At 72.9% G+C, this 23,856-nt stretch carries 27 protein-coding genes and 1 riboswitch; of the genes, 9 read left to right on the top strand and 18 right to left on the bottom strand.

Annotation, left to right across the window (positions count from 1 at the left end):
• Nucleotides 1-116 precede the first annotated feature (116 nt).
• The 6 genes from ACFYU0_RS00700 to ACFYU0_RS00725 all read right to left on the bottom strand — a co-directional run bounded on the left by ACFYU0_RS00700 (nt 117) and on the right by ACFYU0_RS00725 (nt 5,148).
• Entirely contained in the window at nt 117-602 is a 486-nt protein-coding gene (locus tag ACFYU0_RS00700) for an Lrp/AsnC family transcriptional regulator (protein WP_351668599.1), read from the bottom strand.
• Between the two features lie 35 nt (nt 603-637).
• On the bottom strand, nt 638-805 hold the full coding sequence (locus ACFYU0_RS00705; protein WP_351668597.1) for a hypothetical protein: 168 nt from the start codon (nt 803-805) through the stop codon (nt 638-640).
• Nucleotides 806-876: 71 nt separating this feature from the next.
• Nucleotides 877-1,827 (bottom strand): cytochrome c oxidase assembly protein, encoded by a 951-nt coding sequence (locus ACFYU0_RS00710; RefSeq protein ID WP_389296791.1) that lies wholly within the window; start codon nt 1,825-1,827, stop codon nt 877-879.
• 105 nt (nt 1,828-1,932) lie between these two features.
• Nucleotides 1,933-2,958 (bottom strand): 6-phosphofructokinase, encoded by a 1,026-nt coding sequence (locus tag ACFYU0_RS00715; RefSeq protein WP_389296792.1) that lies wholly within the window; start codon nt 2,956-2,958, stop codon nt 1,933-1,935.
• Nucleotides 2,959-3,159: 201 nt separating this feature from the next.
• Nucleotides 3,160-3,888 carry a glutamine amidotransferase gene (locus tag ACFYU0_RS00720; protein ID WP_351668591.1) on the bottom strand — a complete coding sequence of 243 codons (729 nt, stop codon included), beginning with the start codon at nt 3,886-3,888 and terminating at the stop codon, nt 3,160-3,162.
• 21 nt (nt 3,889-3,909) lie between these two features.
• On the bottom strand, nt 3,910-5,148 hold the full coding sequence (locus ACFYU0_RS00725; RefSeq protein WP_351668589.1) for a MurT ligase domain-containing protein: 1,239 nt from the start codon (nt 5,146-5,148) through the stop codon (nt 3,910-3,912).
• Nucleotides 5,149-5,298: 150 nt separating this feature from the next.
• Between ACFYU0_RS00725 and def the strand changes: the two genes are divergently transcribed.
• On the top strand, nt 5,299-5,859 hold the full coding sequence (gene def, locus ACFYU0_RS00730; protein WP_389296795.1) for a peptide deformylase: 561 nt from the start codon (nt 5,299-5,301) through the stop codon (nt 5,857-5,859).
• A 9-nt stretch (nt 5,860-5,868) separates the two neighbouring features.
• Here def and ACFYU0_RS00735 read toward each other — a convergent pair whose 3' ends face one another.
• Nucleotides 5,869-6,513: a TetR family transcriptional regulator gene (locus ACFYU0_RS00735; protein ID WP_351660213.1), complete on the bottom strand. Its 645-nt coding sequence runs from the start codon at nt 6,511-6,513 to the stop codon at nt 5,869-5,871.
• 183 nt (nt 6,514-6,696) lie between these two features.
• Here ACFYU0_RS00735 and ACFYU0_RS00740 point away from each other — a divergent pair, with 183 nt between their 5' ends.
• The gene (locus ACFYU0_RS00740) at nt 6,697-7,923 is read left to right on the top strand and encodes an acyl-CoA dehydrogenase family protein (protein WP_351660216.1); all 1,227 of its coding nucleotides are present in this window, start codon (nt 6,697-6,699) and stop codon (nt 7,921-7,923) included.
• A 61-nt stretch (nt 7,924-7,984) separates the two neighbouring features.
• Here the strand turns inward: ACFYU0_RS00740 and ACFYU0_RS00745 are convergent, their stop codons facing one another.
• From ACFYU0_RS00745 to ACFYU0_RS00780, 8 genes are all read right to left on the bottom strand, one after another.
• Nucleotides 7,985-8,482 (bottom strand): cupin domain-containing protein, encoded by a 498-nt coding sequence (locus tag ACFYU0_RS00745; protein WP_351661221.1) that lies wholly within the window; start codon nt 8,480-8,482, stop codon nt 7,985-7,987.
• Nucleotides 8,483-8,600: 118 nt separating this feature from the next.
• A complete protein-coding gene (locus ACFYU0_RS00750) occupies nt 8,601-9,815 on the bottom strand; it encodes a cytochrome P450 (protein WP_389296797.1) in 1,215 nt (404 codons plus the stop codon).
• A complete protein-coding gene (locus ACFYU0_RS00755) occupies nt 9,812-10,876 on the bottom strand; it encodes a type III polyketide synthase (protein WP_389296799.1) in 1,065 nt (354 codons plus the stop codon). Before ACFYU0_RS00755 ends, ACFYU0_RS00750 begins: the two co-directional genes overlap by 4 nt.
• Before the next feature lie 156 nt (nt 10,877-11,032).
• Nucleotides 11,033-11,263: a DUF6213 family protein gene (locus ACFYU0_RS00760; protein WP_199209628.1), complete on the bottom strand. Its 231-nt coding sequence runs from the start codon at nt 11,261-11,263 to the stop codon at nt 11,033-11,035.
• A 25-nt stretch (nt 11,264-11,288) separates the two neighbouring features.
• On the bottom strand, nt 11,289-12,674 hold the full coding sequence (locus ACFYU0_RS00765) for an NADP-dependent succinic semialdehyde dehydrogenase (protein ID WP_351660226.1): 1,386 nt from the start codon (nt 12,672-12,674) through the stop codon (nt 11,289-11,291).
• 75 nt (nt 12,675-12,749) lie between these two features.
• Nucleotides 12,750-13,223, bottom strand: a complete 474-nt coding sequence (locus ACFYU0_RS00770; RefSeq protein WP_351660229.1) for an NUDIX domain-containing protein — start codon at nt 13,221-13,223, stop codon at nt 12,750-12,752.
• Complete coding sequence (locus tag ACFYU0_RS00775) at nt 13,220-14,758, bottom strand: ATP-dependent DNA ligase (protein WP_389296801.1); 1,539 nt, start codon at nt 14,756-14,758, stop codon at nt 13,220-13,222. Before ACFYU0_RS00775 ends, ACFYU0_RS00770 begins: the two co-directional genes overlap by 4 nt.
• Nucleotides 14,759-14,787: 29 nt before the next feature.
• Nucleotides 14,788-15,732: an NAD(P)/FAD-dependent oxidoreductase gene (locus ACFYU0_RS00780; protein WP_351660235.1), complete on the bottom strand. Its 945-nt coding sequence runs from the start codon at nt 15,730-15,732 to the stop codon at nt 14,788-14,790.
• A 78-nt stretch (nt 15,733-15,810) separates the two neighbouring features.
• Here ACFYU0_RS00780 and ACFYU0_RS00785 point away from each other — a divergent pair, with 78 nt between their 5' ends.
• From ACFYU0_RS00785 to ACFYU0_RS00805, 5 genes are all read left to right on the top strand, one after another.
• Nucleotides 15,811-16,428 (top strand): helix-turn-helix domain-containing protein, encoded by a 618-nt coding sequence (locus tag ACFYU0_RS00785; RefSeq protein WP_389296803.1) that lies wholly within the window; start codon nt 15,811-15,813, stop codon nt 16,426-16,428.
• 87 nt (nt 16,429-16,515) lie between these two features.
• Nucleotides 16,516-17,487: an NADPH:quinone oxidoreductase family protein gene (locus tag ACFYU0_RS00790; RefSeq protein ID WP_389296805.1), complete on the top strand. Its 972-nt coding sequence runs from the start codon at nt 16,516-16,518 to the stop codon at nt 17,485-17,487.
• Nucleotides 17,484-18,665 (top strand): acyl-CoA dehydrogenase family protein, encoded by a 1,182-nt coding sequence (locus ACFYU0_RS00795; RefSeq protein ID WP_389296807.1) that lies wholly within the window; start codon nt 17,484-17,486, stop codon nt 18,663-18,665. Before ACFYU0_RS00790 ends, ACFYU0_RS00795 begins: the two co-directional genes overlap by 4 nt.
• On the top strand, nt 18,662-19,744 hold the full coding sequence (locus ACFYU0_RS00800; RefSeq protein WP_389296810.1) for an acyl-CoA dehydrogenase family protein: 1,083 nt from the start codon (nt 18,662-18,664) through the stop codon (nt 19,742-19,744). Before ACFYU0_RS00795 ends, ACFYU0_RS00800 begins: the two co-directional genes overlap by 4 nt.
• Nucleotides 19,745-19,921: 177 nt before the next feature.
• Nucleotides 19,922-20,116: a hypothetical protein gene (locus ACFYU0_RS00805; RefSeq protein ID WP_199209621.1), complete on the top strand. Its 195-nt coding sequence runs from the start codon at nt 19,922-19,924 to the stop codon at nt 20,114-20,116.
• Between the two features lie 9 nt (nt 20,117-20,125).
• Here the strand turns inward: ACFYU0_RS00805 and ACFYU0_RS00810 are convergent, their stop codons facing one another.
• From ACFYU0_RS00810 to ACFYU0_RS00820, 3 genes are all read right to left on the bottom strand, one after another.
• The gene (locus ACFYU0_RS00810; RefSeq protein WP_389296812.1) at nt 20,126-21,361 is read right to left on the bottom strand and encodes a phosphodiester glycosidase family protein; all 1,236 of its coding nucleotides are present in this window, start codon (nt 21,359-21,361) and stop codon (nt 20,126-20,128) included.
• Nucleotides 21,362-21,437: 76 nt separating this feature from the next.
• Complete coding sequence (locus ACFYU0_RS00815) at nt 21,438-21,797, bottom strand: DUF779 domain-containing protein (RefSeq protein WP_351660253.1); 360 nt, start codon at nt 21,795-21,797, stop codon at nt 21,438-21,440.
• Nucleotides 21,798-21,895: 98 nt separating this feature from the next.
• A complete protein-coding gene (locus ACFYU0_RS00820) occupies nt 21,896-22,480 on the bottom strand; it encodes a histidine phosphatase family protein (RefSeq protein ID WP_389296813.1) in 585 nt (194 codons plus the stop codon).
• A gap of 106 nt (nt 22,481-22,586) precedes the next feature.
• A riboswitch (cobalamin riboswitch) is annotated at nt 22,587-22,731 on the top strand.
• A gap of 35 nt (nt 22,732-22,766) precedes the next feature.
• On the opposite strand from ACFYU0_RS00820, the gene ACFYU0_RS00825 reads away from it, so the two are divergent.
• Complete coding sequence (locus ACFYU0_RS00825) at nt 22,767-22,982, top strand: CbtB-domain containing protein (RefSeq protein ID WP_351660259.1); 216 nt, start codon at nt 22,767-22,769, stop codon at nt 22,980-22,982.
• A 24-nt stretch (nt 22,983-23,006) separates the two neighbouring features.
• Entirely contained in the window at nt 23,007-23,771 is a 765-nt protein-coding gene (locus tag ACFYU0_RS00830) for a CbtA family protein (RefSeq protein ID WP_389296814.1), read from the top strand.
• The last annotated feature ends 85 nt before the right edge of the window (nt 23,772-23,856 follow it).

The raw sequence follows: 23,856 nt of genomic DNA on the forward strand, positions 1-23,856 counted from the left end.
GGCGGACGGACGACAAGAAACGAAGGCTGCGCGCCTGCGCAGCTTCGCTGCGTCCGTCTCGGCGCGGACGCATCATCGCTGCGCGGAAACGGGTTTGGAAGTGGCCGGGCGGTCGCTCACTGTGGCGCCGGCTGGGTCGCGCCCGCCTCCGGGCTCTCGGGGAGCAGGTGGGAGAGCACCATCACGCTGATCGTCTTCCGGATGAAGGGCTCGGCGCGAATGCGCTCCAGCACCTCCTCGAAGTGCTCCACGTCCCGCGCCCGCACGTGCAGCAGCGCGTCCGCCCCGCCGGTCACCGTCATGGCGGCCGCGATCTCCGGATGGTTGCGGACGACCTCCGCCAGGCGCCTGGGCGGGGCCGCGCCCTCGCAGTACACCTCGACGTACGCCTCCGTGCGCCAGCCCAGCGCGGAGGGCCGCACGGTCGCCGTGAACCCGGTGATCACCCCGGTCTCGCGCAGCCGGTCCACGCGCCGCTTGACCGCCGTGGACGACAGCCCGACCGCCGCGCCGATCTCGGCGAAGCTGGTCCTGGCGTTCGCCATCAGCGCGGTGATGATCTTCCGGTCGAGGTCGTCGAACGACGCGGTCCTGCTGTTCATGCGGGCACTGTAATCAGCCGTGCCCGCGGCGGGGCCTACGACTGGGTGACGACCATCGCGAGTGTCAGCAGCCCGAGGACCACCCAGCCGAACCACAGCCAGCCGTTGCTGCCGAGCGCGACGGTGTAGGCCGTCACGACGACGAGCGCGCCGGCCGTCATCGCCCCCATCGCCTTGGTGGAACCGTTCGTGGAACCGGGCATCGCGACACCCTCCTCATGGTCCGTCCAGAACCATGGTGCCCCGGTTTCCGCCCGGAAGGCATACCGCGTACTCAGCCCTCGCGCGCGCTGAGGGAGGCCAGATAGGCGTTGTACGCCTCCAGCTCCTTGTCACCGTCCCGGTCCGCGGCCCGGTCCTTGCGCCTGGCCTGCCGCTGCTCCGAGCCGTACCACTGGAACAGCAGCGCGATCAGCACCAGCACGGACGGGATCTCGCTGAACGCCCAGGCGATGCCGCCGGCCGCGTTCTGGTCGGAGAGCGCGTCGACGCCGAGCGAGGCGGGCGGGTTCCGGAAGGTCTCCACCATGGGCGTGGACCCCATCATCAGCGCGATGCCGAAGAAGGCGTGGAACGGCATGCCCGCGAACAGCTCCAGCATCCGCATCAGGTAGCCCGGCCGGTGCGGCCCGGGGTCCACGCCGATGATCGGCCAGAAGAACACGACGCCCACGGCGAGGAAGTGCACCATCATCGCGACGTGCCCGGTACGGGAGCCCATGAGGAAGTCGAACAGCGGGGTGAAGTACAGCGCGTACAGGCTCGCGATGAACAGCGGGATGGTGAACACCGGGTGCGTGATCACGCGCATGTAGCGGCTGTGCAGCAGCGCCAGCAGCAGTTCACGCGGACCCTTGCGGCCCCGGCCGGCGGTCGGCAGCGCGCGCAGCGCCAGGGTCACCGGGGCGCCCAGCAGGACCAGGATCGGCGACAGCATGCTGATCACCATGTGCTGCACCATGTGCACGCTGAACATGACCATGCCGTAGTCGTTCAGCCGGGTGCACATCATCAGGGCGATGGTGAGGACGCCGACGGTGTACGACACGGTGCGGGAAGCCGGCCAGGCGTCCCCGCGCCGCCGCAGCCGCACGACGCCCCACCCGTACAGCGCCAGTCCCGCGACGCAGGCGACGAGGAAGAAGGGGTCGGCCGACCAGTGCAGCCCCCGCGCCAGCGTGAACGGCGGCAGGTCCATCGTCATGCCGTGGCCGCTGTGATCCATCCGCCGGCTCCTGATTCGTGGGGGTTGTACGCGTCTGTCCGCCCACAAGAGTAGAACCGCCCCCGGTCGGCGCCGTGACCGGGGGCGGGTGGCTCGCGAAGCGGGCTACAGCACGCACTCCGCCTCGTCGTACCGCTCGCCGGGCACCGTCTTCAGGGTCTTCACGGCCTCCGCCAGCGACACCATCACGATGTCGGTGCCGCGCAGCGCCGTCATCCGCCCGAACTCGCCCCGGTGCACGGCCTCCACCGCGTGCCATCCGAAGCGCGTGGCCAGCACCCGGTCGTACGCCGTCGGCGTGCCGCCCCGCTGCACGTGCCCGAGGATGACCGGCCGCGCCTCCTTGCCGAGCCGGTGCTCCAGCTCGACCGAGAGCTGCCGCGCGATGCCCGCGAAGCGCTCGTGGCCGTAGACGTCCTTGCCGCCCTCGTCGAACTCCATGGAGCCGGGCCGCGGCTTGGCCCCCTCGGCGGCGACGACGATGGCGAACCGCTTGCCCGCCTCGAACCGCGCGCCCACCTTCCGCGTCAGCTCGTCGATGTCGAAGGGTCGTTCCGGCACGACGATGGCGTGGGCGCCGGCCGCCATGCCCGAGTGCAGCGCGATCCAGCCGGTGTGGCGGCCCATGACCTCCACGATCAGCACCCGCTGGTGGGACTCGGCGGTGGTCTTCAGCCGGTCCAGCGCCTCGGTCGCGACCCCGACCGCCGTGTCGAAGCCGAAGGTGACGTCCGTGACGGCGATGTCGTTGTCGATGGTCTTCGGCACGCCCACGATGGGCAGCCCGTTGTCCGACAGCAGCCGGGCCGCCTTCAGGGTGCCCTCACCGCCGATCGGGATGATCGCGTCCAGGCCCAGTTCCGCGACATGGCCCCGGGCCCGCTCCACGCCGTCGCGCAGATGCTCGGGGCGGACCCTGGAGGAACCGAGGATGGTGCCGCCGCGCGCCAGGATGCCGCCCACGGCGTCGAGGTCGAGCTTCGTGTAGTCGCATTCCAGGAGGCCCTTCCAGCCGTCCCGGAAACCGATGACCTCGTCACCGTGGTCGGCCACGGCACGGTGCACGACGGACCGGATGACGGCGTTCAGGCCGGGGCAGTCGCCGCCGGACGTGAGGACACCAATGCGCATAGCCCGAAATACCTTCTCAACGTGGGCCGGGATACCGGACCACGTCGTCCGGCGGGTTCCCGGCCACCCTACCGGCGTGAGGGGGTGGCTCCGTAGCGGGCGTCCGCCTGCTGGACGCGCCCGCACATGTGAGCGGACGAGCCGTCAGGCGGGCCCGTAACAAGCCTGCCGGAGAACGCTGAGAGGCCTCTGACGCGAGCCTTACGCGGGCGCCTGCGCGGCCGCGATGCGCTCGCCCCGCAGCGCCTCGTACCAGCGGTCGTCGACCGGCGGCAGCGCGTTGACGTCGAGCGCCAGCTTCAGCAGCAGGTCGGCGATCTGCGGGTTGCGGGCGAGGACCGGGCCGTGCATGTAGGTGCCGAAGACGGTCCCGTTGTACGCGCCCTCGGTGCCGTCTCCGGTGCCGTTGCCCCTGCCGATCCGGGTGCGGGCGAACGGGCGCGCACTGGCGCCGAGGTGGGTGACGCCCTGGTGGTTCTCGAAGCCCGTCAGCTGCGGCAGGCCGAGCTGCGGGTCGATGTCCGCGAGGACGTCGCCGACGCACCGCTCGCCCTCGCCGCGCACCGACGTCACGTCGAGCAGGCCGAGGCCCGGCTCCCGCTGGCCGAGGTCGTTGATGAACTCGTGGCCGAGGATCTGGTAGCCGGCGCACACCGAGAACACGATCGCGCCGTTCTCCACGGCCCGGTGCAGGTGCCCGTCGCGCCGCAGCCGCTCGGCCGCGAGCCGCTGCGGCCGGTCCTCGCCGCCGCCGATCAGGTAGATGTCACCGGACGTCGGGATCGGCTGGTCGCTGCGCACGTCCAGCCGGGCCACGTCCAGGCCGCGCTGGCGCGCCCGCCGCTCCACGACCAGCGCGTTGCCCTGGTCGCCGTAGGTGCTCAGCAGGTCGGGGTAGATCCACACCAGCCGCAGTTGGTTGTCGCTCATGAGGTGATCGCCCTTCGAAGATCAGTTGCCGACGCGGCGGCGCAGGTCCTGGAACGCGGTGTAGTTCGCGATGACCTCGATGCGTCCCGGCGGGGCCGCCTGGACGGCCTGGTCGAGGTTGTCGCACACCTGGAACTGCTGGTTCGCGACTTCGAGGCGGACGGCGAGGTCCAGCTTGCGGTCGCCGATCACGAAGATCGGGTGGCCGGTCAGCCGCGTGTAGTCGACGTCCCACAGCCAGGAGGTGTCGGTGCCGTCGGCTCCGCGCGCGTTCACGGAGAGGATCACCGGGGTGGGCGGCGGGTCGATCAGGGAGAACGTCTCCAGCCAGCCGGCCGGGTTCTTGGCCAGCAGCAGCCTGAGGTCGCGGTTCATGAACTGGACGACGTCGTACCGGCCGGCCACGGCCTGCACCTGGTACATCCGCTCCAGGGCGACCTGCGGGGGCACCCCGAAGACGGCGGCGACGGCCGCGGAGCTGGCCGCGTTCGCCTTGTTGGCGCGGCCCGGAAGCTGCAGGTGGATCGGCCAGGCGGAGCCGTGCGGGTCGAGGACGTGGTCCCCGGACAGCGCCCAGCTCGGCGTGGGCCGGCGGAAGCCGCACTCGCCGCAGAACCAGTCCTCGCCCGGACGCTGCATCACGCCGCCGCAGGACGGGCAGGACCAGGCGTCGTCCTTCCACATCTGCCCGGCCGCGACCCAGATCACATTGGGGGAGGAGGAGGCGGCCCACACCACCAGCGGGTCGTCGCAGTTGGCGACGACGACGGCCTTGGAGCCGGCCAGGCCCTCGCGCCAGTTCTCGGCGAGCATCCGGGTCTCGGCGGCGCGGTCGAGCTGGTCCCGGGAGAGGTTCAGCAGGGCGATGCACTTGGGGCCGGTGTCCCGGGCCACTCCGGCCAGGTACTTCTCGTCGACCTCGATGACGCCGAACTTCGCGTCCGAGCCGCCGGCCAGCGCCGAGGTGATGCCGGCGGGCATGTTGGCGCCGAGCGCGTTCGACACCACCGGCCCGGCGGCGCGCAGCGCCTCGGCGATCAGCCGGGTGGTCGTGGTCTTGCCGTTGGTGGCGGAGACCAGGATGACGTCCAGGTTCTGGGCCAGCCGTCCGAGGAGGTCGGGGTCGAGTTTCAGCGCGACCCGGCCACCGATCACCGACCCGCTGCCGCGTCCAGCGGCGCGCGATGCCGCAGCGACCGCCTTGCCCGCGGTCACGGCCAGCTTGGCCCGCGGCGAGAGCGGGTCCGAGTTGCCTGCCATCAGTTCTCGATCCTCCTTGCGTACGCGCCGCGCCTGGGGCCATCCGGCAGCGTGGTGTGGACCTCAGCCTATCGAGATCCATTCGCACACCCGAATCGCGGCCCACGCCTCGCGGCGGGCATGGGTCGAACGAACCGTACCCTTGCCGCCATGCGACACCGCCCGATCCCGGGCGCCCACGGGCGCGTCCGGCCCCTTTCCCTGCTCGGAGACCCCGTTCTGCACGGGCCCTGCGCGGACGTCACCGACTTCGGCCCCGAACTCGCCGGACTCGTGGAGGACTTGTTCGCGACCATGTACGCGGCCCAGGGGGTGGGCCTGGCCGCGAACCAGATCGGGGTCCCTTTGCGGGTGTTCGTATACGACTGTCCCGACGACGAGGACGTCCGCCACCTCGGCCACGTGGTGAACCCGCGCCTGGTGGAGACGGACGGCGTGACGATCCGGGGCCCGGAGGGCTGTCTGTCCCTGCCGGGCCTGGAGGCGGGGACGGAGCGGTACGACCACGCGGTGGTCGAGGGCTTCACGGCGGCCGGGGAACCGGTCACCGTCCACGGCACGGGATTCTTCGCCAGGTGCCTCCAGCACGAGTGCGACCACCTGGCGGGCACGGTCTACGCCGACCGCGTGACGGGGCTGCGCCGCCGGCGGCTGCGGCGGCGGATCGAACGGGCCGCCTGGCACCGGCCGGGCGGCCGCGCCGGGGACTGAGCCCCGGCGTCAGAACCCCGGGCCGCCGACCCGGTCACCGGCCGCGGCGAGCCTGCCCCACAGCAGGTCGGCGAGCGAGCGGACCAACTCGGCCCGGGAGCACGGCCGCTCGCCGAGCCACCAGTCGCCGGCCGCGTGCATCATCCCGACGATCCCGTGTCCCCAGACCCGGGCGAGCTGCTGGCTGCCCGGCCCGAGGTCCACCCGGTCCTCGATGACCTGGGCCAGCTCCTCGCCCATCCGGCGAAGGAGCGGGGCGCTGTGCTTGCCGACGTCGAACCCCTGGTCGCCGGCGGTGCTGCCCTCCGCCGGATGCATGAGGAACCGGTAGACCTGGGGCCGTGCCTCGATCGCCGCGAGATAGGTGTCCAGGGTGGACTCCACCCGCTCGCGCCGCTCGGCGGGCGCGTCCAGCGCGGCGCGCAGGGAGTCCAGCAGTGCGTCCGTGTGCCGCTTGGCCAGGGCCGCGTACAGGCCGCCCTTGTCGCCGAAGTGGCGGTAGAGGATCGGCTTCGTGATGCCGGCCTCGGCGGCGATCGCGTTCATCGACGCCTGCGGGCCGTCGCGCAGCACCACCCGGTCGGCGGCCTCCAGCAGCTCACGCCGTCGGCGGTCGGCGGACCGCTGCTGATCGGTCCGCTGTGTGGTGTCCATGTGGTCTCCCCACCCGTGCTGATTCGGTGACGCCTGCGCAAACTAACACTGCCCGCGCCCGCGGCATCGAACGGGATGCCGAGGCGTCATCAGGAGTTGACTTTTCCTACTGGTCGGTAACACACTCGCGTTACCGCTAGTAACATCACTGGTAAGACCGCACGTACCGCCGCTGGAGGGGACATGGCCGAGTTCACCATGGAGCTCAACGACGAACAGAAGGAGGTCCGGGAGTGGCTGCACGGCTTCGCGGCCGACGTCATCCGCCCCGCGGCCGCCGAATGGGACGAGCGTGAGGAGACTCCCTGGCCGGTCATCCAGGAGGCCGCGAAGGTCGGCATCTACTCCCTCGACTTCTACGCGCAGCAGTACTTCGACCCCACCGGTCTCGGTATCCCGATGGCCATGGAGGAGCTGTTCTGGGGCGACGCGGGCATCGCCCTCTCCATTGTGGGCACCGGTCTGGCCGCCGTGGGCGTCCTCGCCAACGGGACCGAGGAGCAGATCGGCACCTGGATCCCGCAGATGTACGGCGACCAGAACGACGTGAAGGTCGCCGCCTTCTGCTCCTCCGAGCCGGACGCCGGCTCCGACGTGGCCTCCATGCGCACGCGCGCGGTCTACGACGAGGCCAAGGACGAGTGGGTGATCAACGGCACGAAGACCTGGGCGACCAACGGCGGCATCGCCAACGTCCACGTCGTCGTCGCCGTCGTCGACCCGGAGCTGGGCTCCAAGGGGCACGCCTCCTTCATCGTCCCGGCCGGCACGCCGGGACTCGCCCAGGGCCAGAAGTTCAAGAAGCACGGCATCCGCGCCTCGCACACCGCCGAGGTCATCCTCGACAACGTCCGGGTCCCCGGCTCCTGCCTGCTCGGCGGCAAGGAGAAGCTGGACGAGCGGCTCGCCCGGGCCCGGGAGCGGGCCAAGGCGGGCGGCGAGCGGGTGAAGAACGCGGCCATGGCCACCTTCGAGGCCTCGCGTCCCGCCGTGGGCGCGATGGCGGTCGGCACCGCCCGGGCCGCCTACGAGGTCGCCCTCGACTACGCGAAGACCCGTGAGCAGTTCGGCCGGCCCATCATCGACAATCAGGGCGTGGCCTTCCAGCTCGCGGACATGCGCACGCAGATCGACGCCGCGCGGCTGCTGGTGTGGCGGGCGTCCTGGATGGCGGTCAACGGCAAGCCGTTCACGGCCGCCGAGGGCTCCATGTCCAAGCTCTTCGCCAGCGAGACGGCGAAGAAGGTGACCGCGCAGGCCATCCAGATCCTCGGCGGCAACGGCTACACCCGCGAGTACCCGGTGGAGCGGATGCACCGCGACAGCGCGATCTACACCATCTTCGAGGGCACGAGCGAGATCCAGCGCCTGGTCATCGCCCGCACCCTCGCCGGGATGCCGATCCGCTAGCGCCGAGGGGCGCGGGCGCCGGAACGGCCCCGCGCCCCCGGTGGCCGCCGGCGGGCGGAGATCATCTGTGCCGCAGCGGTGTGAGCTGCTCGATGTCGTAGCGCCGCCGCAGCCGCTCGATCGCCTCGCGGTCCGGCGGCCCGCCGTCGCGCAGGATCTCCAGCAGCTCCTCGAAGTAGCGCTCGTGGTCCGGCGGCGGGGACGCCTGGAAGAACATCCTCGCGGGCGTGTCCGTCGGATTGGCGAACGCGTGGGGGCAGCCGGGCGGTACGACGATGACCGTGCCCGGCGTCGCCCGGACCACCCGGCTCCCGGAACTCGACTCCCAACGCTGCCAGTTGTCGGGAGTCCGGATGCGCGGCTCGAAGGCGAGCACGTCCAGCTCGCCCTCGAGGACGTAGAACAGCTCCTCGCTGCGCGTGTGCACATGGGCGCCGACGTCGAACCCCGGCGGGACCTCCACCTCGAAGGTGGAGGCCGTCCGGGAGTGGGTGCCGGTGACCTTGAACGTCACCCGCTGGGCCGGTGTCTCCACGACCCGGCCCTCGCCCGGCGGCACCAGCAGCCCTTCGGCCGGTGCCGCCTCCTGGACCGGCGGATCCGCCTGGGCGGGCGCGACTCCCCGTGCCGCGGGCCCTTCGGGTACCGCCAGTCCCTCCGTGGTGGTCATCGCCGGCTCACCACGTCACCGGCAGGGCCGCGGGCCCGCGGATCAGCGCGCCCTTGCGGAAGGGCACCTGGGCCGGCGCCACGGCCAGCCGGAGGCCCGGCACCCGGTCCAGCAGGGCGTCCACCAGCAGCTCCGACTCCAGCCTGGCCAGCATGCCGCCGGGGCAGTAGTGCGGGCCGAAGCCGAACGCCACATGCGGATTCGGGCTGCGCGAGACGTCGATGGTCTCCGGGTCGGGGAAGACCTCCGGGTCGCGGTTGGCGGCCAGGTAGGAGACGTAGACCGCGTCGCCGGCCCGGATGCGGACGCCGTGGAGGTCCACGTCCTCCAGGGCGATCCGGGACAGCCCGACGGCGTTGCGGTGCGGGATGTACCGCAGCAGCTCGTCGATGGCCTTCGGCCTGATCTCCGGCTCGGAGCGCAGCCGCGCGGCCAGTTCGGGACGGGTCAGCAGCAGGTAGAACATCTGCCCGCTGTTGTTGGTGACCGCCTCGCCGCCGATCTGCAGCAGGACCGCGAGGCCGACGGCCTCCTCCAGGGTGACCTCCTGGCGGCCCACGGCGGCGCCGAGCAGCGAGGCCACGTCCTCGCCCGCGCTGTTCTCGCGCAGGGCGACGAGATCGGAGAAGTAGGCGCTCATCTCGCGTTTGGCCTTCTCGCTGAGCTCCTTGCCGTGTGCGGAGGACAGGATGAGCTGGGTCCAGGTGTGCATGCCGTGCCGGTCGGCGGCCGGCACGCCCATCAGCTCGCAGATCACCGCGATGGGGAAGGGGCTGAGCACCGCGCTGGTCAGGTCGGCGGGCGGCCCGTCCTGGAGCAGCTCGTCCACCAGCTCGTCGAGCATCGCGCGCGCCTTGTCGCGGATCCGCTCCACGCCCTTCGCGGTGAACGCGGCGGCCACCGAGCGACGCAGCCGGGTGTGGTCGGGCGGGTCGAGGAAGCCGACCGCGCCCCGGTCCGGGATGAAGTGCGGGGCGAGCCTCGTGACCTGCTTGTCCATCACGGCCTCGCGGCCGAAGCGCGGGTCGTTGGTCACCATGCGCACGTCGTCGTACCGGGTGACCAGCCAGGCCCAGCCCTCGCCGTTGGGGAGCTGGATGCGGGTGACCGGGCCCTCGCTCATCAGGTCGGCCAGCACCGGGTCGAAGTCCGTCCCGGTCAGGTCGGCCGCCGGCCAGTGCCGGACCGGGGGCAGGGTCTCGGTGAGGGTCTCTTCGGTCATCGTGTCTTCTCGCCGTCCTGGACCCAGCGGCCCACGGTCATCTCGGCGGTGATGCCGGGTCCGAAGCCGGCCAGCAGTCCGCGCGCCCGGTGCTCGGCACCGCCCTCGTCGAAGAGCCGGCGCAGCGCGTCCAGCACGACGGCGCTGGCGATGTTGCCGTACTCGGTGAGCGTCGACCGGCTGAACCGGAACGCGTGCGGTTCGACCTGCAGGAACTTGCTGAGATCGTCGAGTATTCGGGGGCCGCCGGCGTGGATGATGTAGAAGTCCAGGTCGGAGGCGTCCCAGCCGTGGTTGCCCGCGAGGTCCTGGAGCGCCGGGGCGAGCGGCTCCATGGTGGTCGGCACCCGCTTGTCCAGCAGGAAGTGGAAGCCGGTCGCCCGGACGTCGTACGCGATCCAGTCCTCGGTCTTCGGGATCAAGTACGAGCCGTTGCACTCCAGTTGGACGCCCGTGCCGCCGCGCCCGCGCACCACGGCGGCCGCGATGCCGTCGCCGAACAGGCCGTTGGAGAGCAGCGAGCCGACGCCGAGGTCGGTGGGCTGGTAGCACAGCGAGCAGAACTCGCAGGCGACGATGAGGGCGTTGGCCTCGGGGTAGGCCGAACAGAAGTCGTGCGCCCGGTTGATGGCCGCGCCGCCGGCCGCGCAGCCGAGCTGGGCGATGGGGAGCTGCCGGGTGGTGCTCGAGAAGTCCATCTCGTTGATCAGCCACGCGGTGAGCGAGGGCATCATGAAGCCCGTGCACGACACGTAGATGATGACATCGATGTCGGTCGTCAGAAGCTCGGCGTCGTCGAGCGCCCGCTGGATCACCGCGGGGACGCGGGCCTTGGCCTCCGCCTCGTAGAGCTTGTTGCGGTCCTCGAAGCCCGGGTGCTTCAGGGTTTCCTCGATGGGCTGCACGATGTGCCGGGTGCGGACGCCCGTGTTCTCGATCAGGCGGAGGGCCAGCGGGAGCTGGGGGTGGTCCGCGTGGTGCAGGCGCGCCAGCTCCAGCGTCTCCTCCATCGTGATCACATGCTCTGGTACGGACACCGAGGGTCTGCACAAAGTCGCCATGAGCCGTCCCTGCTTTCGCCGTCCGGCAGGCCTTCGCCCGCCGTCAGAAGGTGGTCCACCCAGGTTCACCCGACGGGGCGACGATCTCGCGTCGGACTACTCCGAACCGGTGACAAGCGGTCAGGGACGAACACGCTGCGGAACCGCCTGGAAGGGCTACGGCGCCCCGCTGCTGTGGGCGATGCACGCCACGTCGATACGGTCCGCGAGCTTCGCCAGTTCGATGGTCAACGCGGCCACCGTGTCCTCGTCCAGACGCTCCCCGGCCTCGACGAGATGCAGCCACCGCCCGCCCACGGTCCGCAACAACTTGCTCACGTCGGCCGCTGCCACCTGCAAGGTACCGCGGTCGTCGACGATCAGAGGCAGGGTCACTTCGCGGTTCACAATCGGGATGGTAGCCGCGCGGTCCTCACGCACCCTGCCAAACCGTGGTGATGTTGCAGAACTCCCGGATTCCGTGCCCGGACAGCTCACGCCCGTAGCCGGAGCGCTTCACGCCGCCGAAGGGGAACGCCGGATGGGAGGCCGTCATCCCGTTCACGTACACGGCGCCCGCCTCCAGGTCCCGGGCGAACCGCTCCACCTCGCGCTCGTCCCTGGTCCACACGTTCGAACTCAGGCCGAACGGGGAGTCGTTGGCGATGAGCACCGCCTCGTCCAGGTCGCCGGCCCGGTACAGCGTGGCGACCGGCCCGAAGGCCTCCTCGCGGTGGATGCGCATCTCCCGGGTGATACCCGCCAGCACGGTCGGCGGGTAGTACCAGCCGGGCCCGTCCGGACGCTCGCCGCCGCAGAGCACCTCGGCCCCGGACCGCCTCGCGTCGTCGACCAGTTCCTCGATGTCCTTGCGCCCCTGCTCGCTGGCAAGCGGTCCGACCTCGGTCTCCTCTTCCAGCGGGTCGCCCGTGCGCAGCGCCTGCATGCCCGCGACGAACCTCTCCGCGAAGGCGTCGTACACGTCGGCGTGCACGATGAACCGCTTGGCCGCGATGCAGGACTGCCCGTTGTTCTGGACGCGGGCGGTCACGGCGACGGAGGCCGCGCGGTCGAGGTCGGCGGAGGGCATGACGACGTACGGGTCGCTGCCGCCCAGCTCCAGCACCGTCTTCTTGATCATCTCGCCGGCGGTGGAGGCGACGGCCCGTCCGGCCGGTTCGCTGCCGGTCAGCGTCGCGGCCCTGACCCGCTCGTCGCGCAGGATGTCGTCCACCGCGGCCGAGCCGATCAGCAGCGTCTGGAAGCAGCCCTCCGTGAAGCCCGCCCGGTGGAAGAGGTCCTCCAGGTACAGCGCCGTCTGCGGGACGTTCGAGGCGTGCTTGAGCAGGCCCACGTTGCCGGCCATCAGCGCGGGCGCCGCGAAGCGGATCACCTGCCACAGCGGGAAGTTCCACGGCATCACGGCGAGCACCGGGCCGAGCGGCCGGTAGCGGACCCGGACCCGGGAGGCGCCGGAGTCCCGCACGTCCTGCTCGGGCGGCTCCTCGTCGGCGAGCAGTCCCTCCGCGCGCTCGGCGTACCAGCGCATCGCCTTGGCGCACTTGGCGGCCTCCGCGCGGGCCTGCTTGACCGGCTTGCCCATCTCGGTGGTCATCACCCGGCCGATCTCCTCCTGGTCCTCCTCCAGCAGGTCGGCGGCCCTGTTCATCATCCGTGCGCGTTCGGCGAACGTGGTCGTCCGGTACGTGCGGAACGTGGCCTCGGCGAGCTGGAGCCGGCGCTCCAGTTCCTCCTCGCCCATGGCCTCGTACGTCTTGAGCGTCTCGCCGTTCGCCGGGTTCACCGTCGCGATGGGCATGGCTGACCTCCCTGGGAGCGGGCTTGCTTCGACCTTCGCGCGCGACACCGCCCGTCGCAACGCGTACGCCGCTGTTCAGACCGAGTGCTCCGCCAGCCGGTCGAGAAACGCCGTCTGGGCCGAGACGATCACCTCGCGGGCCCGGTCGAGACCGAACCAGGCGACCCGGTCCAGCTCGGGGAACTCCTGGGCGCGGCCGGACCTCGGCGGCCACTCCATGGTGAAGGTGCCCGGCGCGACGGTCTCCGGGTCCAGGTCCGCTTCCACCGCCCACGCCGTGACGACCTTGCCGCCGCGCTGCACGACCTCGCCCAGCGGCACGGCGTCCCCCTCGGGCGGCGCCAGCCCCAGCTCCTCACGGAACTCCCGCCGGGCCGCCTCCCAGGCCGGCTCGCCCGCGTCGTACTCGCCCTTGACCACGGTCCACGCGCCGGCGTCCTTCTTCGCGAAGAACGGGCCGCCCATGTGGCCGAGCAGCACCTGGAGCCCGTCGTCGGCGCGCCGGAACAGCAGCAGTCCGGCGCTGCGCCTCGCCGCCCGGGCCGTCACGGCCTGACCTCCGGGTGGGCCGCCAGCAGGGCCTCGACGGTGTCGGCCTCCTCGGGCCGCTTGTCCTCGCGGTAGCGGATCACCCGGGCGAAGCGCAGGGTGACGCCGGCCGGGTAGCGGGAGGAGCGCTGCAGACCGTCGTAGGCGATCTCCACGACGAGTTCGGGACGCACCCTGACCCCCCAGCCGCCGTCCTCGACGGCCAGTTCCCGCAGCCTCTCCGTCTGCCAGGCGAGCATCGCGTCGGTCATGCCCTTGAAGGTCTTGCCGAGCATCGCGAAGCCGCCGTCCGCCGTGCGGGCGCCGAGGTGGAGGTTGGAGAGCCTGCCGGTGCGGCGGCCGTGCCCCCACTCGGCGGCGAGCACGACCAGGTCCAGGGTGTGCACCGGCTTGACCTTCAGCCAGGAGGCGCCGCGCCGGCCCGCGCTGTAGGCGGCGTTCAGCGCCTTGACCACCACGCCCTCGTGGCCGCGCGCGAGCGTGTCCGCGAGGAACCGTTCCGCGGCGCCGGCCTCCTCCGGCCCGGACACCACCGTCCGGCGCACCCGCATGGGCTCCGGCACCAGCCGGGCCAGCTCCGCGTGCCGCTCGGCGAACGGCAGGTCCAGCAGGTCGCGGCCGTCGACCGACAGGGCGTCGAAGAACACGGGGGAGACGGGGGTCTCGCCGGCCGCCCGCGCCACGTCCGTGCGCGAGCCGACCCGGCCGGCCGTCTCCTGGAAGGAGCGGGGCCGGCCGTCCGCGCCGAAGGAGATCACCTCGCCGTCCAGGATGAACCGCTCGCCCGCGAGGCCGAGCGCGGCGGCGGTCACCTCGGGGAGCCGGTCGGTGATGTCGTCCAGCGTGCGGGTGTGGATCCGGACGCTGTCGCCGTCCCGGTGGACCTGGACGCGGATGCCGTCCAGCTTTTCCTCCACCGCGCACGCGCCCAGCTTCTCCACCGCCTCGGCGACCGAGGAGGCGCTGTGCGCGAGCATCGGATGCACCGGGCGGCCCACGGTCAGCCGGAACCGCTCCAGTGCCCCGGGCCCCTCGGCCAGCAGCGTCTGCGCCACCGTCTGCAGAGATCCGGCGAGCATCACCGCCCGCCGGACGTCCGCCGGGTCCGCGCCGGTCGCCCGGGCGATCCCCTCCACCGCCACCGCGTCAAGGGCGCCCTGCCGGACCTCGCCGGTGAGCAGCCCGCGCAGGAAGCGCTGCTCGGCCTCGGTGGCCGCGCCCATCAGCTCGCCGACGAGCCGGACCCGCTCCGCCTGGGAGCCGGGCCCGGACACCTTGCCCAGCTCGCCGAGCCGGGCGTCGACCTCGCGCACCGTGAGGGACGGCGCGCCGGCCGGCGGGACCGGACGGCTCAGCACCTTCCAGCCGACGCCCAGCCGGCCCTGCGGGATCCGCCCGGCCAGGTAGGGGATGACGATCGGCACGTCGTCCGCCTCCGCCTCCCGGAACAGCTCCGCGAGCAGGGCGGTCTTGCGGGATCTGGCCGCCGTCGCGGCGACCTCCCCGGACACCTCGGCCAGCCGGGTCAGCAGCATGCAGTCATGGTGCACCGCGGGGGCGGAGTCTACACCTGCGCGACCGCGTCGAGGTCGGCGAGGAGCAGTTCCCCGTTGATCGCCGCCCCGGCCCGGTAGCCGCGGCCGGCCGCGTTCACGACCTGCTCGGCGAAGCCGCTCGCGTTGCCCGCCGCCCACAGCCCGGGCACGCTCGTGAGGCCCCGCTCGTCGATCACCGGGTAGCTGCCGAACGGCGTCTCCCGCAGCTCGGCGCCCAGCCGCACGAACAGCTCGTTCCGCGGGACGGCGCGCGGGGCGACGTAGAGCACCTCGCGCTCGTGGACCGCGCCTTCCGCGGAGCCGTCCCCGGTGAGCCGGACGCCGGTGAGCCGGTCGTCCTCGGTCAGCACCTCGGCCACCTCACCGGGCACGACCTCGACCCCGGCGGCGGCCAGCCGGCGCCGGTCGACGTCCGTCAGCTCCGCCTCCGGCACCTGGTGCAGGAAGAGCCGCACGTCCTTGGACCACTGGGTGACCATCAGCGCCTGGTGCACGCTGAGCGCGGTGGTGGCGAGCACGCCGGTCGCCAGGCCGCGGACCTCCCAGCCGTGGCAGTACGGGCAGTGGACCACGTCCCGGCCGAACCGCTCGGCGAGGCCCGGGACCGGCGGGAGCTCGTCCTTCAGCCCGGTCGCGATCACCAGGTGCCGGGCCCGGACGCTGCCGCCGCCCGCCGGCGTCAGGGTGAAGTCACCGTCCCGCGTCGCGTCCACCACCCGGTCCCGGACCAGCTCCACGCCGTACCGGGCGATCTCCTCGCGTCCGGTCGCCAGGAACTCCGCGGGGGACATCCCGTCCCGGGACAGATAGCCCTGCATGTGCGCGGACGGCGCGTTGCGCGGCTCGCCGGCGTCGACGACCAGCGTGCGCCGCCCGGCCCGGCCCAGCACCAGCGCCGCGGACAGCCCGGCGGCTCCGCCGCCGACCACGACGGCCTCGTAGCTCTCGGTCATGTGACCCACCTCCGCCGCCGACGGTCGCGCGGCCGGTGCCGTATTGACAAATCTCTTTGCCGATCCTGCAATGAGGACATGAACGGCGAACACGGCGGGACCGCCGGCGGCGAAGCGGGCGCCGAGGACACCGACGGCGTGCTGGCGGGCGTCGGGCCGAGGCTGCGGCGGATCCGCAAGGACCGGGAGGTGACCCTGGCGGCGCTGTCCGAGGCCACCGGCATCTCCGTCAGCACCCTGTCCCGGCTGGAGTCCGGCCTGCGCCGGCCCAGCCTGGAACTGCTGCTGCCCATCGCGCGGGCTCACCAGGTGGCGCTGGACGAGCTGGTCGGCGCCCCGCCGGTCGGCGACCCCGTGGTGCGGGCGAAGCCCGTCGAGCGGCACGGCCGGGTCTTCTGGCCGCTGACCCGCCAGCCCGGGGGACTGCAGGCCTTCAAGATCCTGGAGCCGCAGCGTCGGCAGGAGCCGGACCAGCGCACCCACGAGGGCTACGAGTGGCTGTACGTGCTGTCGGGGCGGCTGCGGCTGGTGCTCGGCGAGCACGACGTGGTGCTCTCGGCGGGCGAGGCGGCGGAGTTCGACACCCGGGTGCCGCACTGGTTCGGCTCGACGGGGGAGGGGCCGGTGGAGTTCCTCAGCCTGTTCGGGCCGCAGGGGGAGCGGATGCACGTCCGGGCGCGGCCCCGGCGCGAGTGACGCGGACTACTGTTCCCTGATCGGCAAGCGACCGCTTAGTATGCCGTCGGAACCCGGTCAGACGAAGCAGTCCCGTGGAGGCCCCGCATGCAGGCATGGCAAGTGCACGAGAACGGCGAGCCGCGCGAGGTGATGCGCCTGGCGGAGGTGGAGCGGCCCACGCCCGGTGACGGCCAGGTGCTGCTGCGGGTGCGGGCGGCCAACATCAACTTCCCGGACGCCCTGCTCTGCCGGGGCCAGTACCAGGTGCGGCCCCCGCTGCCGTTCACGCCCGGCGTGGAGATCTGCGCCGAGACCGAGGACGGCCGCCGGGTGATCGCCAACCCCGCCCTGCCGTACGGCGGTTTCGCCGAGTACGCCGTGGCCGACGCCCGCGCGCTGCTGCCCGCGCCGGACTCCCTGGACGACGCCGAGGCCGCCGCGCTGCACATCGGCTACCAGACGGGCTGGTTCGGCCTGCACCGCCGGGCCCGCCTGGAGGCGGGGGAGACCCTGCTGGTGCACGCCGCCGCCGGCGGGGTCGGCAGTGCGGCCGTACAGCTCGGCAAGGCCGCCGGCGCCACCGTGATCGGTGTGGTCGGCGGCGCGCGGAAGGCCGCCGTGGCCCGGGAACTGGGCTGTGACGTGGTCGTCGACCGGCATGCCGAGGACGTCGTCGCGGCCGTGAAGGAGGCCACCGGCGGCCGGGGTGCCGACGTGATCTACGACCCGGTCGGCGGCGAGGCCTACGCCCAGTCCGCCAAGGTCGTCGCCTTCGAGGGCCGGATCGTCGTCGTCGGGTTCGCCGGCGGCGCCATCCCGAGCCCAGCCCTCAACCACGCCCTGGTGAAGAACTACGCCATCCTCGGCCTGCACTGGGGCCTGTACAACACCAAGAACCCCGCGCTGGTCCTGCGCTGCCACGAGCGGCTCACCGAGCTGGCCGCGTCCGGCGCGATCAAGCCGCTGGTGAGCGAGCGGGTGCCGCTGGACGGCGCCGCCGACGCCGTGCAGCGGGTCGCCGACGGGGTGACCACCGGCCGGGTGGCCGTGGTCCTGGACAAGGGAGCCGTCGCATGACCGACACAGCGGAACTGCGCCGCCGTACACAGGAGTTGCTGGCCGCACACCCGCCGGCCGGGACCGACCGCCTGGAGTTCCTGCGGGCCCGGTTCGACGCGGGCCTCGCCTGGGTGCACTTCCCCGAGGGCCTCGGCGGACTGGACGCCCCGCGCTCGCTGCAGGCCGTCGTGGACGCCGAACTCGAGGCCGCCGGGGCCCCGGACAACGACCCCCGGCGCATCGGCATCGGCCTCGGCATGGCCGCCCCGACGATCCTCAAGTACGGCACGGACGAGCAGAAGCGGCGCTTCCTGCGGCCCCTGTGGACCGGGGAGGAGGTCTGGTGCCAGCTCTTCAGCGAGCCCGGCGCCGGCTCCGACCTGGCCGCGCTCGGCACCCGGGCCGTACGCGAAGGCGACACCTGGGTGGTCAACGGGCAGAAGGTGTGGACCTCCAGCGCCCACCTCGCCCGCTGGGCCATCCTCATCGCCCGCACCGACCCGGACCTGCCCAAGCACCGGGGCATCACCTACTTCCTCTGCGACATGACCGACCCCGGCGTCGAGGTGCGGCCGCTGCGCCAGATCACCGGCGAGGCCGAGTTCAACGAGGTCTTCCTGACGGACGTCCGCATCCCGGACAGCCGCCGCCTCGGTGAGACCGGCGACGGCTGGCGGGTCGCGCAGACCACGCTGAACAACGAGCGCGTCGCCATCGGCGGCATGCGGCTGCCCCGCGAGGGCGGCATGATCGGCCCGGTGTCCAGGACCTGGCGCGAGCGGCCGGAGCTGCGCACCCACGACCTGCACCAGCGGCTGCTGAAGCTCTGGGTCGAGGCCGAGGTCGCCCGCCTCACCGGCGAACGCCTGCGCCAGCAGCTCGTCGCGGGCCAGCCCGGCCCCGAGGGCGCCGGCATGAAGCTCGCCTTCGCCCGCCTCAACCAGGAGATCAGCGGCCTGGAGGTGGAACTCCGCGGCGAGGAGGGGCTGCTGTACGACGACTGGACCATGCGCCGCCCGGAACTGGTGGACTTCACCGGCCGCGACGCCGGCTACCGCTACCTGCGCTCCAAGGGCAACAGCATCGAGGGCGGGACCAGCGAGGTCCTGCTGAACATCGTCGCCGAGCGCGTCCTGGGCCTGCCGGCCGAGCCGCGCACCGACAAGGACGTCGCCTGGAAGGACCTGGCCCGATGAGCACCCAGCCGGATCTCCTCTACTCCGAGGAGGAAGAGGCGCTGCGCGCCGCGGTCCGCGACCTGCTCACGGACCACTGCGACGCGGCCGGCGTGATCGCCCGCACCGAGTCGGACGCCCCGCACGACCTCGCGCTGTTCAAGTCCCTCGCCGACGGCATGGGCCTGGCCGGACTGCTGGTGCCGGAGGCGCTGGGCGGCCAGGGCGCCACCCACCGCGAGGCCGCCGTCGTCCTGGAGGAGCTGGGGCGCGCCGTCGCCCCGGTGCCCTACCTCAGCAGCGCGGTCGTCGCCACCGAGGCCCTGCTCGCCTGCGGTGACGAGGAGCTGCTGGGCCGCCTGGCGTCCGGCCGGACCATCGGCGTCCTCGCCGTGGGCCTGCACACCGCTCCGGGTGCCGCCCATCGCAGCGTACGGCTGGAGGACGGCTCACTGCACGGTGAGCTGACCGGCGTGGCGGACGCCGCCGCGGCCGACGTCCTGCTCGTCCCGGCCGACGACGGCGGGCTGTACGCCGTGGCCGCCGAGGCGGCGACCGTCACCCCGCAGGTCTCCCTCGACCTGACCCGCCCGGTCGCCACCGTCACGCTCGACGGAGTGCCCGGACGCCGCGTCGGCGACGCGGAACCGGCCGTACGCCGGGCCCTGCGGGCCGGCGCCGGACTGCTCGCCTCCGAGCAACTGGGCGTGGCGGACTGGGCGTTGACCGAGACCGTGCGCTACCTGAAGGAGCGCAAGCAGTTCAACCGGCCGGTCGGCGGCTTCCAGGCGCTCAAGCACCGGCTGGCCCAGCTCTGGCTCGAGGTCGTCAGCCTCCGGGCCGCCGCCCGCGCCGCCGCCGACGCCCTCGCGACCGGCGCGGACACCGACGTCACCGTGACCGTCGCCCAGGCCTACGCCGGCCCGGTGGCCGTACGCGCCACCGAGGAGGCGGTGCAGCTGCACGGCGGCATCGGAATGACCTGGGAACACCCCGCCCACCTGCACCTCAAGCGGGCCAAGGCCGACTCGATCGCCTACGGCACCGCGGGCGCCCACCGCGAGGCGCTGGCCGCGCTGGTCGACCTCCGGGCGCCCTGACACCCGGCGCGTCAAGCCCGCCCCTCCCCGGGGGGCGGGCTTCGCCGCTGCCCTGACGCACACCCGTCCGCCTGACATCACACGATCGGAGGACACGTCAGCCACCCGGACAAACCCTCCGCTACGCCACACTTGCGGCCGAACGCCGCTCATGGCGCGTGGCGGAGGAGGTTGACGATGGCCATTTCCATCTCTGTGGTGCTGCTGCTCCTGATCCTGGCGGTGGTGTTCATCCGCAACGGCGCGCTGAAGATGTCGCACGCCCTGGTCTGCATGCTGCTCGGGTTCTACCTGGCCAGCACCAGCATGGCGCCCACCATCCACAGCGGGCTCACCGCGACGGCCGACCTGGTGAGCAGCCTGCGGCCGTGAGCGGCGAGGTCAGCCGGAGAAGACCCCGATGCCGTTGGGCACCGGGCGTTCGGCGCCGCCGCTCGGGTGGTTGCGGACCGTCACCCCGCTCGCGCCCACGTCGCGGGTGACCATCTCGCTCGAACCGCCGCCGTCGAGGTTGAACGCGTCGGAGGCGCCCAGCTCCCGCATGGTGGCGGCCTCCTCGGCGACCGTCAGGCCGGTGCGGGAGTCGTCGGCGCCGTCCAGCGCGAGCAGCAGCAGCCGCCGTCCGCCGTTCTTGAAGCCCGCGGCGGTGCGTACGGCGGAGACCGTGTCGTCGAGCCCGGACACCGGCCTGCCGTCGCGGAGCACCGGACAGCCGCCGATCGCGAACGCGTAGGGCGCCTTGGCGGTGGCCGCCACCAGATGGTGGGTGACGGTCACCGCGTCGCCCACGGCCAGCGCGCGCAGCTCCCGCGCCCCCTGCTCGCGGCCCACCAGGACGGTGGTGCCCGCGGGGATCGAACCGCTGCCCGGAGTGGCGGCGGCGCCGGCCACCCGGCCGCCGCGCACCTTCACCTCGTAGGTGTCGGTGGTGCAGGCCGCCGCCCGGTCGGTGTCGGTGCCGCAGACGGCGCGCACCCGGGAGGCCGCGCCCCACCGGGAGGTGAACGCGCCCACCGAGTTCTGCGGCAGCGCGTACTGGTTGAGGCCGCCCAGCGGGAACCTCCCCCGCGGTGTGGTCACCGAGCCGGTGAGCGAGAGGCGGTCGAGGCGGGCCCGCCGGTCGGCGCCCACCCCGAGCACCTCCCGCGTGGTGGTCCCGGGCGGCAGTGCCGGCCCGAACCGCTGGCCCACGGGCACCGCCGCCTTGAGCACCCGACCGTCCGCCACCGCCGGACCGACGGTCGCGCCGGTGGCCTCGACCCCCGGGTGCTGGGCCTCGGTGATGTCGAAGAAGTCGCCGTTGACCCCGGCGACCGCGCCGGCCGTGTCGGCCAGCCGGGACACGGTCGCCCGGGCCGCGACCGCGCCGGGGTACAGCAGGCCCGTCCGCACGTGCGGATCGCCCAGGTCGACGGTGAGCAGATGGGCGCGGGTCCGCCCGGCCGCCGCCGTGATGTCGAACTCCCGGTAGGTGACCCCCGGAGCGATCCGCTTGCCGGGTCTCTCCAGGGGGGCGGCACCGGCCGGCGCCGCCCCCGTCAGAGCCGCGCCGGCCAGGACGCCGAACGCCGTGAGAACCGATCTGCCTGCCGCCGTCCGCCGTCCGCCTCGCGTCATAGCGCCCCCTGATGCCTCGTCAACCGTCATCAGCACTCGGGGGAAGTGCACCAGACGACGGTGACGAGCGGGACGGCTAGGCGTCGACTACGCGAGAACGGGTGAGAAAACGTACTCCCTCGGGTGCCTCCAGCGAGAAACCGCTCCCTCTGCCGGGTACGACGTCCACGATGAGCCGGGTGTGGCTCCAGGCCTCGTACTGGCTCCGCGACATCCAGAAGGTCACGGGCTCCTCGACGCCGTCCACCGCCAGCTCGGCCAGCAGCACGTCCGAACCGCCGGTGCGGAACTCCCCGTCGGGGTAGCACATGGGCGCGCTGCCGTCACAGCAGCCGCCGGACTGGTGGAACATCAGCGGCCCGTGCTCGGCCCGCAGCCGGCGCACCAGTTCCGCGGCCTGCGGGGTGAGTTCGACGCGGGGCAGTTCCTCTTGCATGGTCACCGTCCTGGGGAGCCGGGGGCGTCGGACCCGGCCCAGTCTCACGGCCGGGCACAACGGCGTCCAGTGCGCGTCCGTAAGCGTCCTGAGGGGGTCTACGGGGTGCCGCTCGATCCGCCCAGCGCGGTGCCGGGCGTGAGGTTCCAGCGTCCCGCCCGGCCGGTGAACGAGGTGGCGGTCAGGGGCGGTACGTCGATCCGCCAGAAGGCCGTCTCCGGAGCGCCGAGCACCCGCACGGCCACGGCCCGCACGACCTCCGGCTCGACCACCGCCACCGTGCGGCCGGCGCACCGGGCGGCCTCCTCCAGCCAGTCCCCGACCCGGGCGCACAGAAGGCGCACCGACTCCCCGCCGTGCGGGGCAGCCGCCGGGTCGGCCAGCCACCGGGCCAGCGCCTCCGGCTCCCCGGCGCCGACCTCGTCGAGGGTCCGCCCCCGCCAGCGGCCCATGTCGAGGCCCGCCAGGGCGGGTTCGGCGCGTGCGTCGAGACCCAGCGCGGCCGCCGTCTCCCGGCAGCGGACGGTGGGGGAGACGAGGGCCGTCGCGGCGGTCCGCAGTTCGCCGGCGGCCGCGTGGGCGCGCGCGGCGCCGGCCGCGTCGAGCGAACACCCGTCGTCGAAGCGGGCCTCCCGCAGGGAGGGGTTCATCGCCGGTGAGACCAGCGTCACTCGGGTCGTCATGAGGTCGCCCGCATCGTCAACGGCCCTTTCGGCACAGGGGTTCCACAGCCTACGGCGGTCGCGGGGGCGCGCAGTCCCCGGCCCGTGCGCACTTGGCCGCACCCGCACTTCGCGGTACCTTCTCGGCGACAGAGACGACGGAACGCGGAAGCCGGTGGGAATCCGGCACGGTCGCGCCACTGTGAGCCCTGTACGCACCCATCCCGGTGCGGGCCGGGCAAGTCAGACCCGCCCGTCGTCCCGTGCACCACCGAGCAGGGACGCGAGTTCCCCAGGAGGTCCTGCCATGGCGCAGTCCGCCATTCAGCCCACCCCCACCGCCCTTCCCGCCAAGCTGCCGATCGGCGCCATCGTCCCCTGGGCGGTCTTCTTCGGCGTCCTGATGCTGGTCCTGCTGTACTTCGTCGGCGCCGAACAGGGCGCCACCTCCGTGACGTCCGGTGAGAACGTGCACGAGTGGGTGCACGACGCCCGGCATCTGCTCGGCTTCCCCTGCCACTGACCGGGCGAGGAAGCGCACGGGCTCATGAATTCGGCAACCGTCCGGAACCTGTTGGTGCGTGGCATGCTCGCGGGACTCACCGCGGGCCTGCTCGCCCTCGTCGTCGCCTACTTCCTCGGTGAGCCGCGTGTCGACGCGGCCATCGCCTACGAAGAGGCGCACTCCCACGAACACGGCGTGGAGGCGGTCTCCCGCACGATGCAGTCGACCGCCGGCCTGTCCACCGGCGTGCTCGTCTACGGCATCGCGTTCGGCGGCATCGCCGCCCTCGCCTACTGCTTCGCGCTGGGCCGCGTAGGCCGCTTCGGGCCCCGCGCGAGCGCGCTGCTCCTGGCGGCCGCGGGCCTCGTCGCCGTCTACGTCGTGCCGTTCCTGAAGTACCCGGCCAATCCGCCGTCCGTCGGCGACCCCGACACGATCGGCAGGCGCACCGCGCTGTACTTCCTGATGCTGGTCCTGAGCGTGCTGCTGGCGGTCGCCACGGTGATCCTCGGCAAGCGGCTCGCCCCCCGGCTGGGCAACTGGAACGCGACGGTGGCCGCGGGCGCGTTCTTCCTCCTGGCCGCCGGGCTCGCCTACGCGTTCCTGCCGGCCGTCGACGAGGTCCCCAAGGACTTCTCCCCGAGCCTGCTCTGGCAGTTCCGTCTGGCCGCGCTGGCCGTCCAGGCGACGCTGTGGACCTCGTTCGGACTGGTCTTCGGCGTCCTCGCGGAACGCGTGCTCGCCGCGGAACGCGGGCCGGGCGGATGCCGGGCCGCCGGTCTGGGCGCCCCGGCCGCGCATCACTGAGGCACCCCCCCCGGACGCGCGGCGCCGGCCCGCTCACGGGCCGGCGCCGCGCGTCGGCCGGAGGACCCCGCGGCCGTCGTCAGGA

The organism is Streptomyces sp. NPDC003720 (assembly GCF_042875075.1).
GTDB lineage: Bacteria > Actinomycetota > Actinomycetes > Streptomycetales > Streptomycetaceae > Streptomyces.

Bases quoted from the DNA above. Each gene is read 5' to 3' on its own strand.
- ACFYU0_RS00800 (WP_389296810.1), top strand. From the start codon at position 18,662: ATGAGCACCCAGCCGGATCTCCTCTACTCCGAGGAGGAAGAGGCGCTG.
- ACFYU0_RS00775 (WP_389296801.1), bottom strand. From the start codon at position 14,758: ATGCTGCTGACCCGGCTGGCCGAGGTGTCCGGGGAGGTCGCCGCGACG.
- ACFYU0_RS00735 (WP_351660213.1), bottom strand. From the start codon at position 6,513: ATGGACACCACACAGCGGACCGATCAGCAGCGGTCCGCCGACCGCCGA.
- ACFYU0_RS00705 (WP_351668597.1), bottom strand. From the start codon at position 805: ATGCCCGGTTCCACGAACGGTTCCACCAAGGCGATGGGGGCGATGACG.
- ACFYU0_RS00715 (WP_389296792.1), bottom strand. From the start codon at position 2,958: ATGCGCATTGGTGTCCTCACGTCCGGCGGCGACTGCCCCGGCCTGAAC.
- ACFYU0_RS00720 (WP_351668591.1), bottom strand. From the start codon at position 3,888: ATGAGCGACAACCAACTGCGGCTGGTGTGGATCTACCCCGACCTGCTG.
- ACFYU0_RS00750 (WP_389296797.1), bottom strand. From the start codon at position 9,815: ATGACCGAAGAGACCCTCACCGAGACCCTGCCCCCGGTCCGGCACTGG.
- ACFYU0_RS00810 (WP_389296812.1), bottom strand. From the start codon at position 21,361: ATGACGCGAGGCGGACGGCGGACGGCGGCAGGCAGATCGGTTCTCACG.
- ACFYU0_RS00790 (WP_389296805.1), top strand. From the start codon at position 16,516: ATGCAGGCATGGCAAGTGCACGAGAACGGCGAGCCGCGCGAGGTGATG.
- ACFYU0_RS00755 (WP_389296799.1), bottom strand. From the start codon at position 10,876: ATGGCGACTTTGTGCAGACCCTCGGTGTCCGTACCAGAGCATGTGATC.
- ACFYU0_RS00740 (WP_351660216.1), top strand. From the start codon at position 6,697: ATGGCCGAGTTCACCATGGAGCTCAACGACGAACAGAAGGAGGTCCGG.
- ACFYU0_RS00765 (WP_351660226.1), bottom strand. From the start codon at position 12,674: ATGCCCATCGCGACGGTGAACCCGGCGAACGGCGAGACGCTCAAGACG.
- ACFYU0_RS00805 (WP_199209621.1), top strand. From the start codon at position 19,922: ATGGCCATTTCCATCTCTGTGGTGCTGCTGCTCCTGATCCTGGCGGTG.
- def (WP_389296795.1), top strand. From the start codon at position 5,299: ATGCGACACCGCCCGATCCCGGGCGCCCACGGGCGCGTCCGGCCCCTT.
- ACFYU0_RS00700 (WP_351668599.1), bottom strand. From the start codon at position 602: ATGAACAGCAGGACCGCGTCGTTCGACGACCTCGACCGGAAGATCATC.
- ACFYU0_RS00710 (WP_389296791.1), bottom strand. From the start codon at position 1,827: ATGGATCACAGCGGCCACGGCATGACGATGGACCTGCCGCCGTTCACG.
- ACFYU0_RS00830 (WP_389296814.1), top strand. From the start codon at position 23,007: ATGAATTCGGCAACCGTCCGGAACCTGTTGGTGCGTGGCATGCTCGCG.
- ACFYU0_RS00785 (WP_389296803.1), top strand. From the start codon at position 15,811: ATGAACGGCGAACACGGCGGGACCGCCGGCGGCGAAGCGGGCGCCGAG.
- ACFYU0_RS00725 (WP_351668589.1), bottom strand. From the start codon at position 5,148: ATGGCAGGCAACTCGGACCCGCTCTCGCCGCGGGCCAAGCTGGCCGTG.
- ACFYU0_RS00795 (WP_389296807.1), top strand. From the start codon at position 17,484: ATGACCGACACAGCGGAACTGCGCCGCCGTACACAGGAGTTGCTGGCC.
- ACFYU0_RS00820 (WP_389296813.1), bottom strand. From the start codon at position 22,480: ATGACGACCCGAGTGACGCTGGTCTCACCGGCGATGAACCCCTCCCTG.
- ACFYU0_RS00825 (WP_351660259.1), top strand. From the start codon at position 22,767: ATGGCGCAGTCCGCCATTCAGCCCACCCCCACCGCCCTTCCCGCCAAG.
- ACFYU0_RS00780 (WP_351660235.1), bottom strand. From the start codon at position 15,732: ATGACCGAGAGCTACGAGGCCGTCGTGGTCGGCGGCGGAGCCGCCGGG.
- ACFYU0_RS00815 (WP_351660253.1), bottom strand. From the start codon at position 21,797: ATGCAAGAGGAACTGCCCCGCGTCGAACTCACCCCGCAGGCCGCGGAA.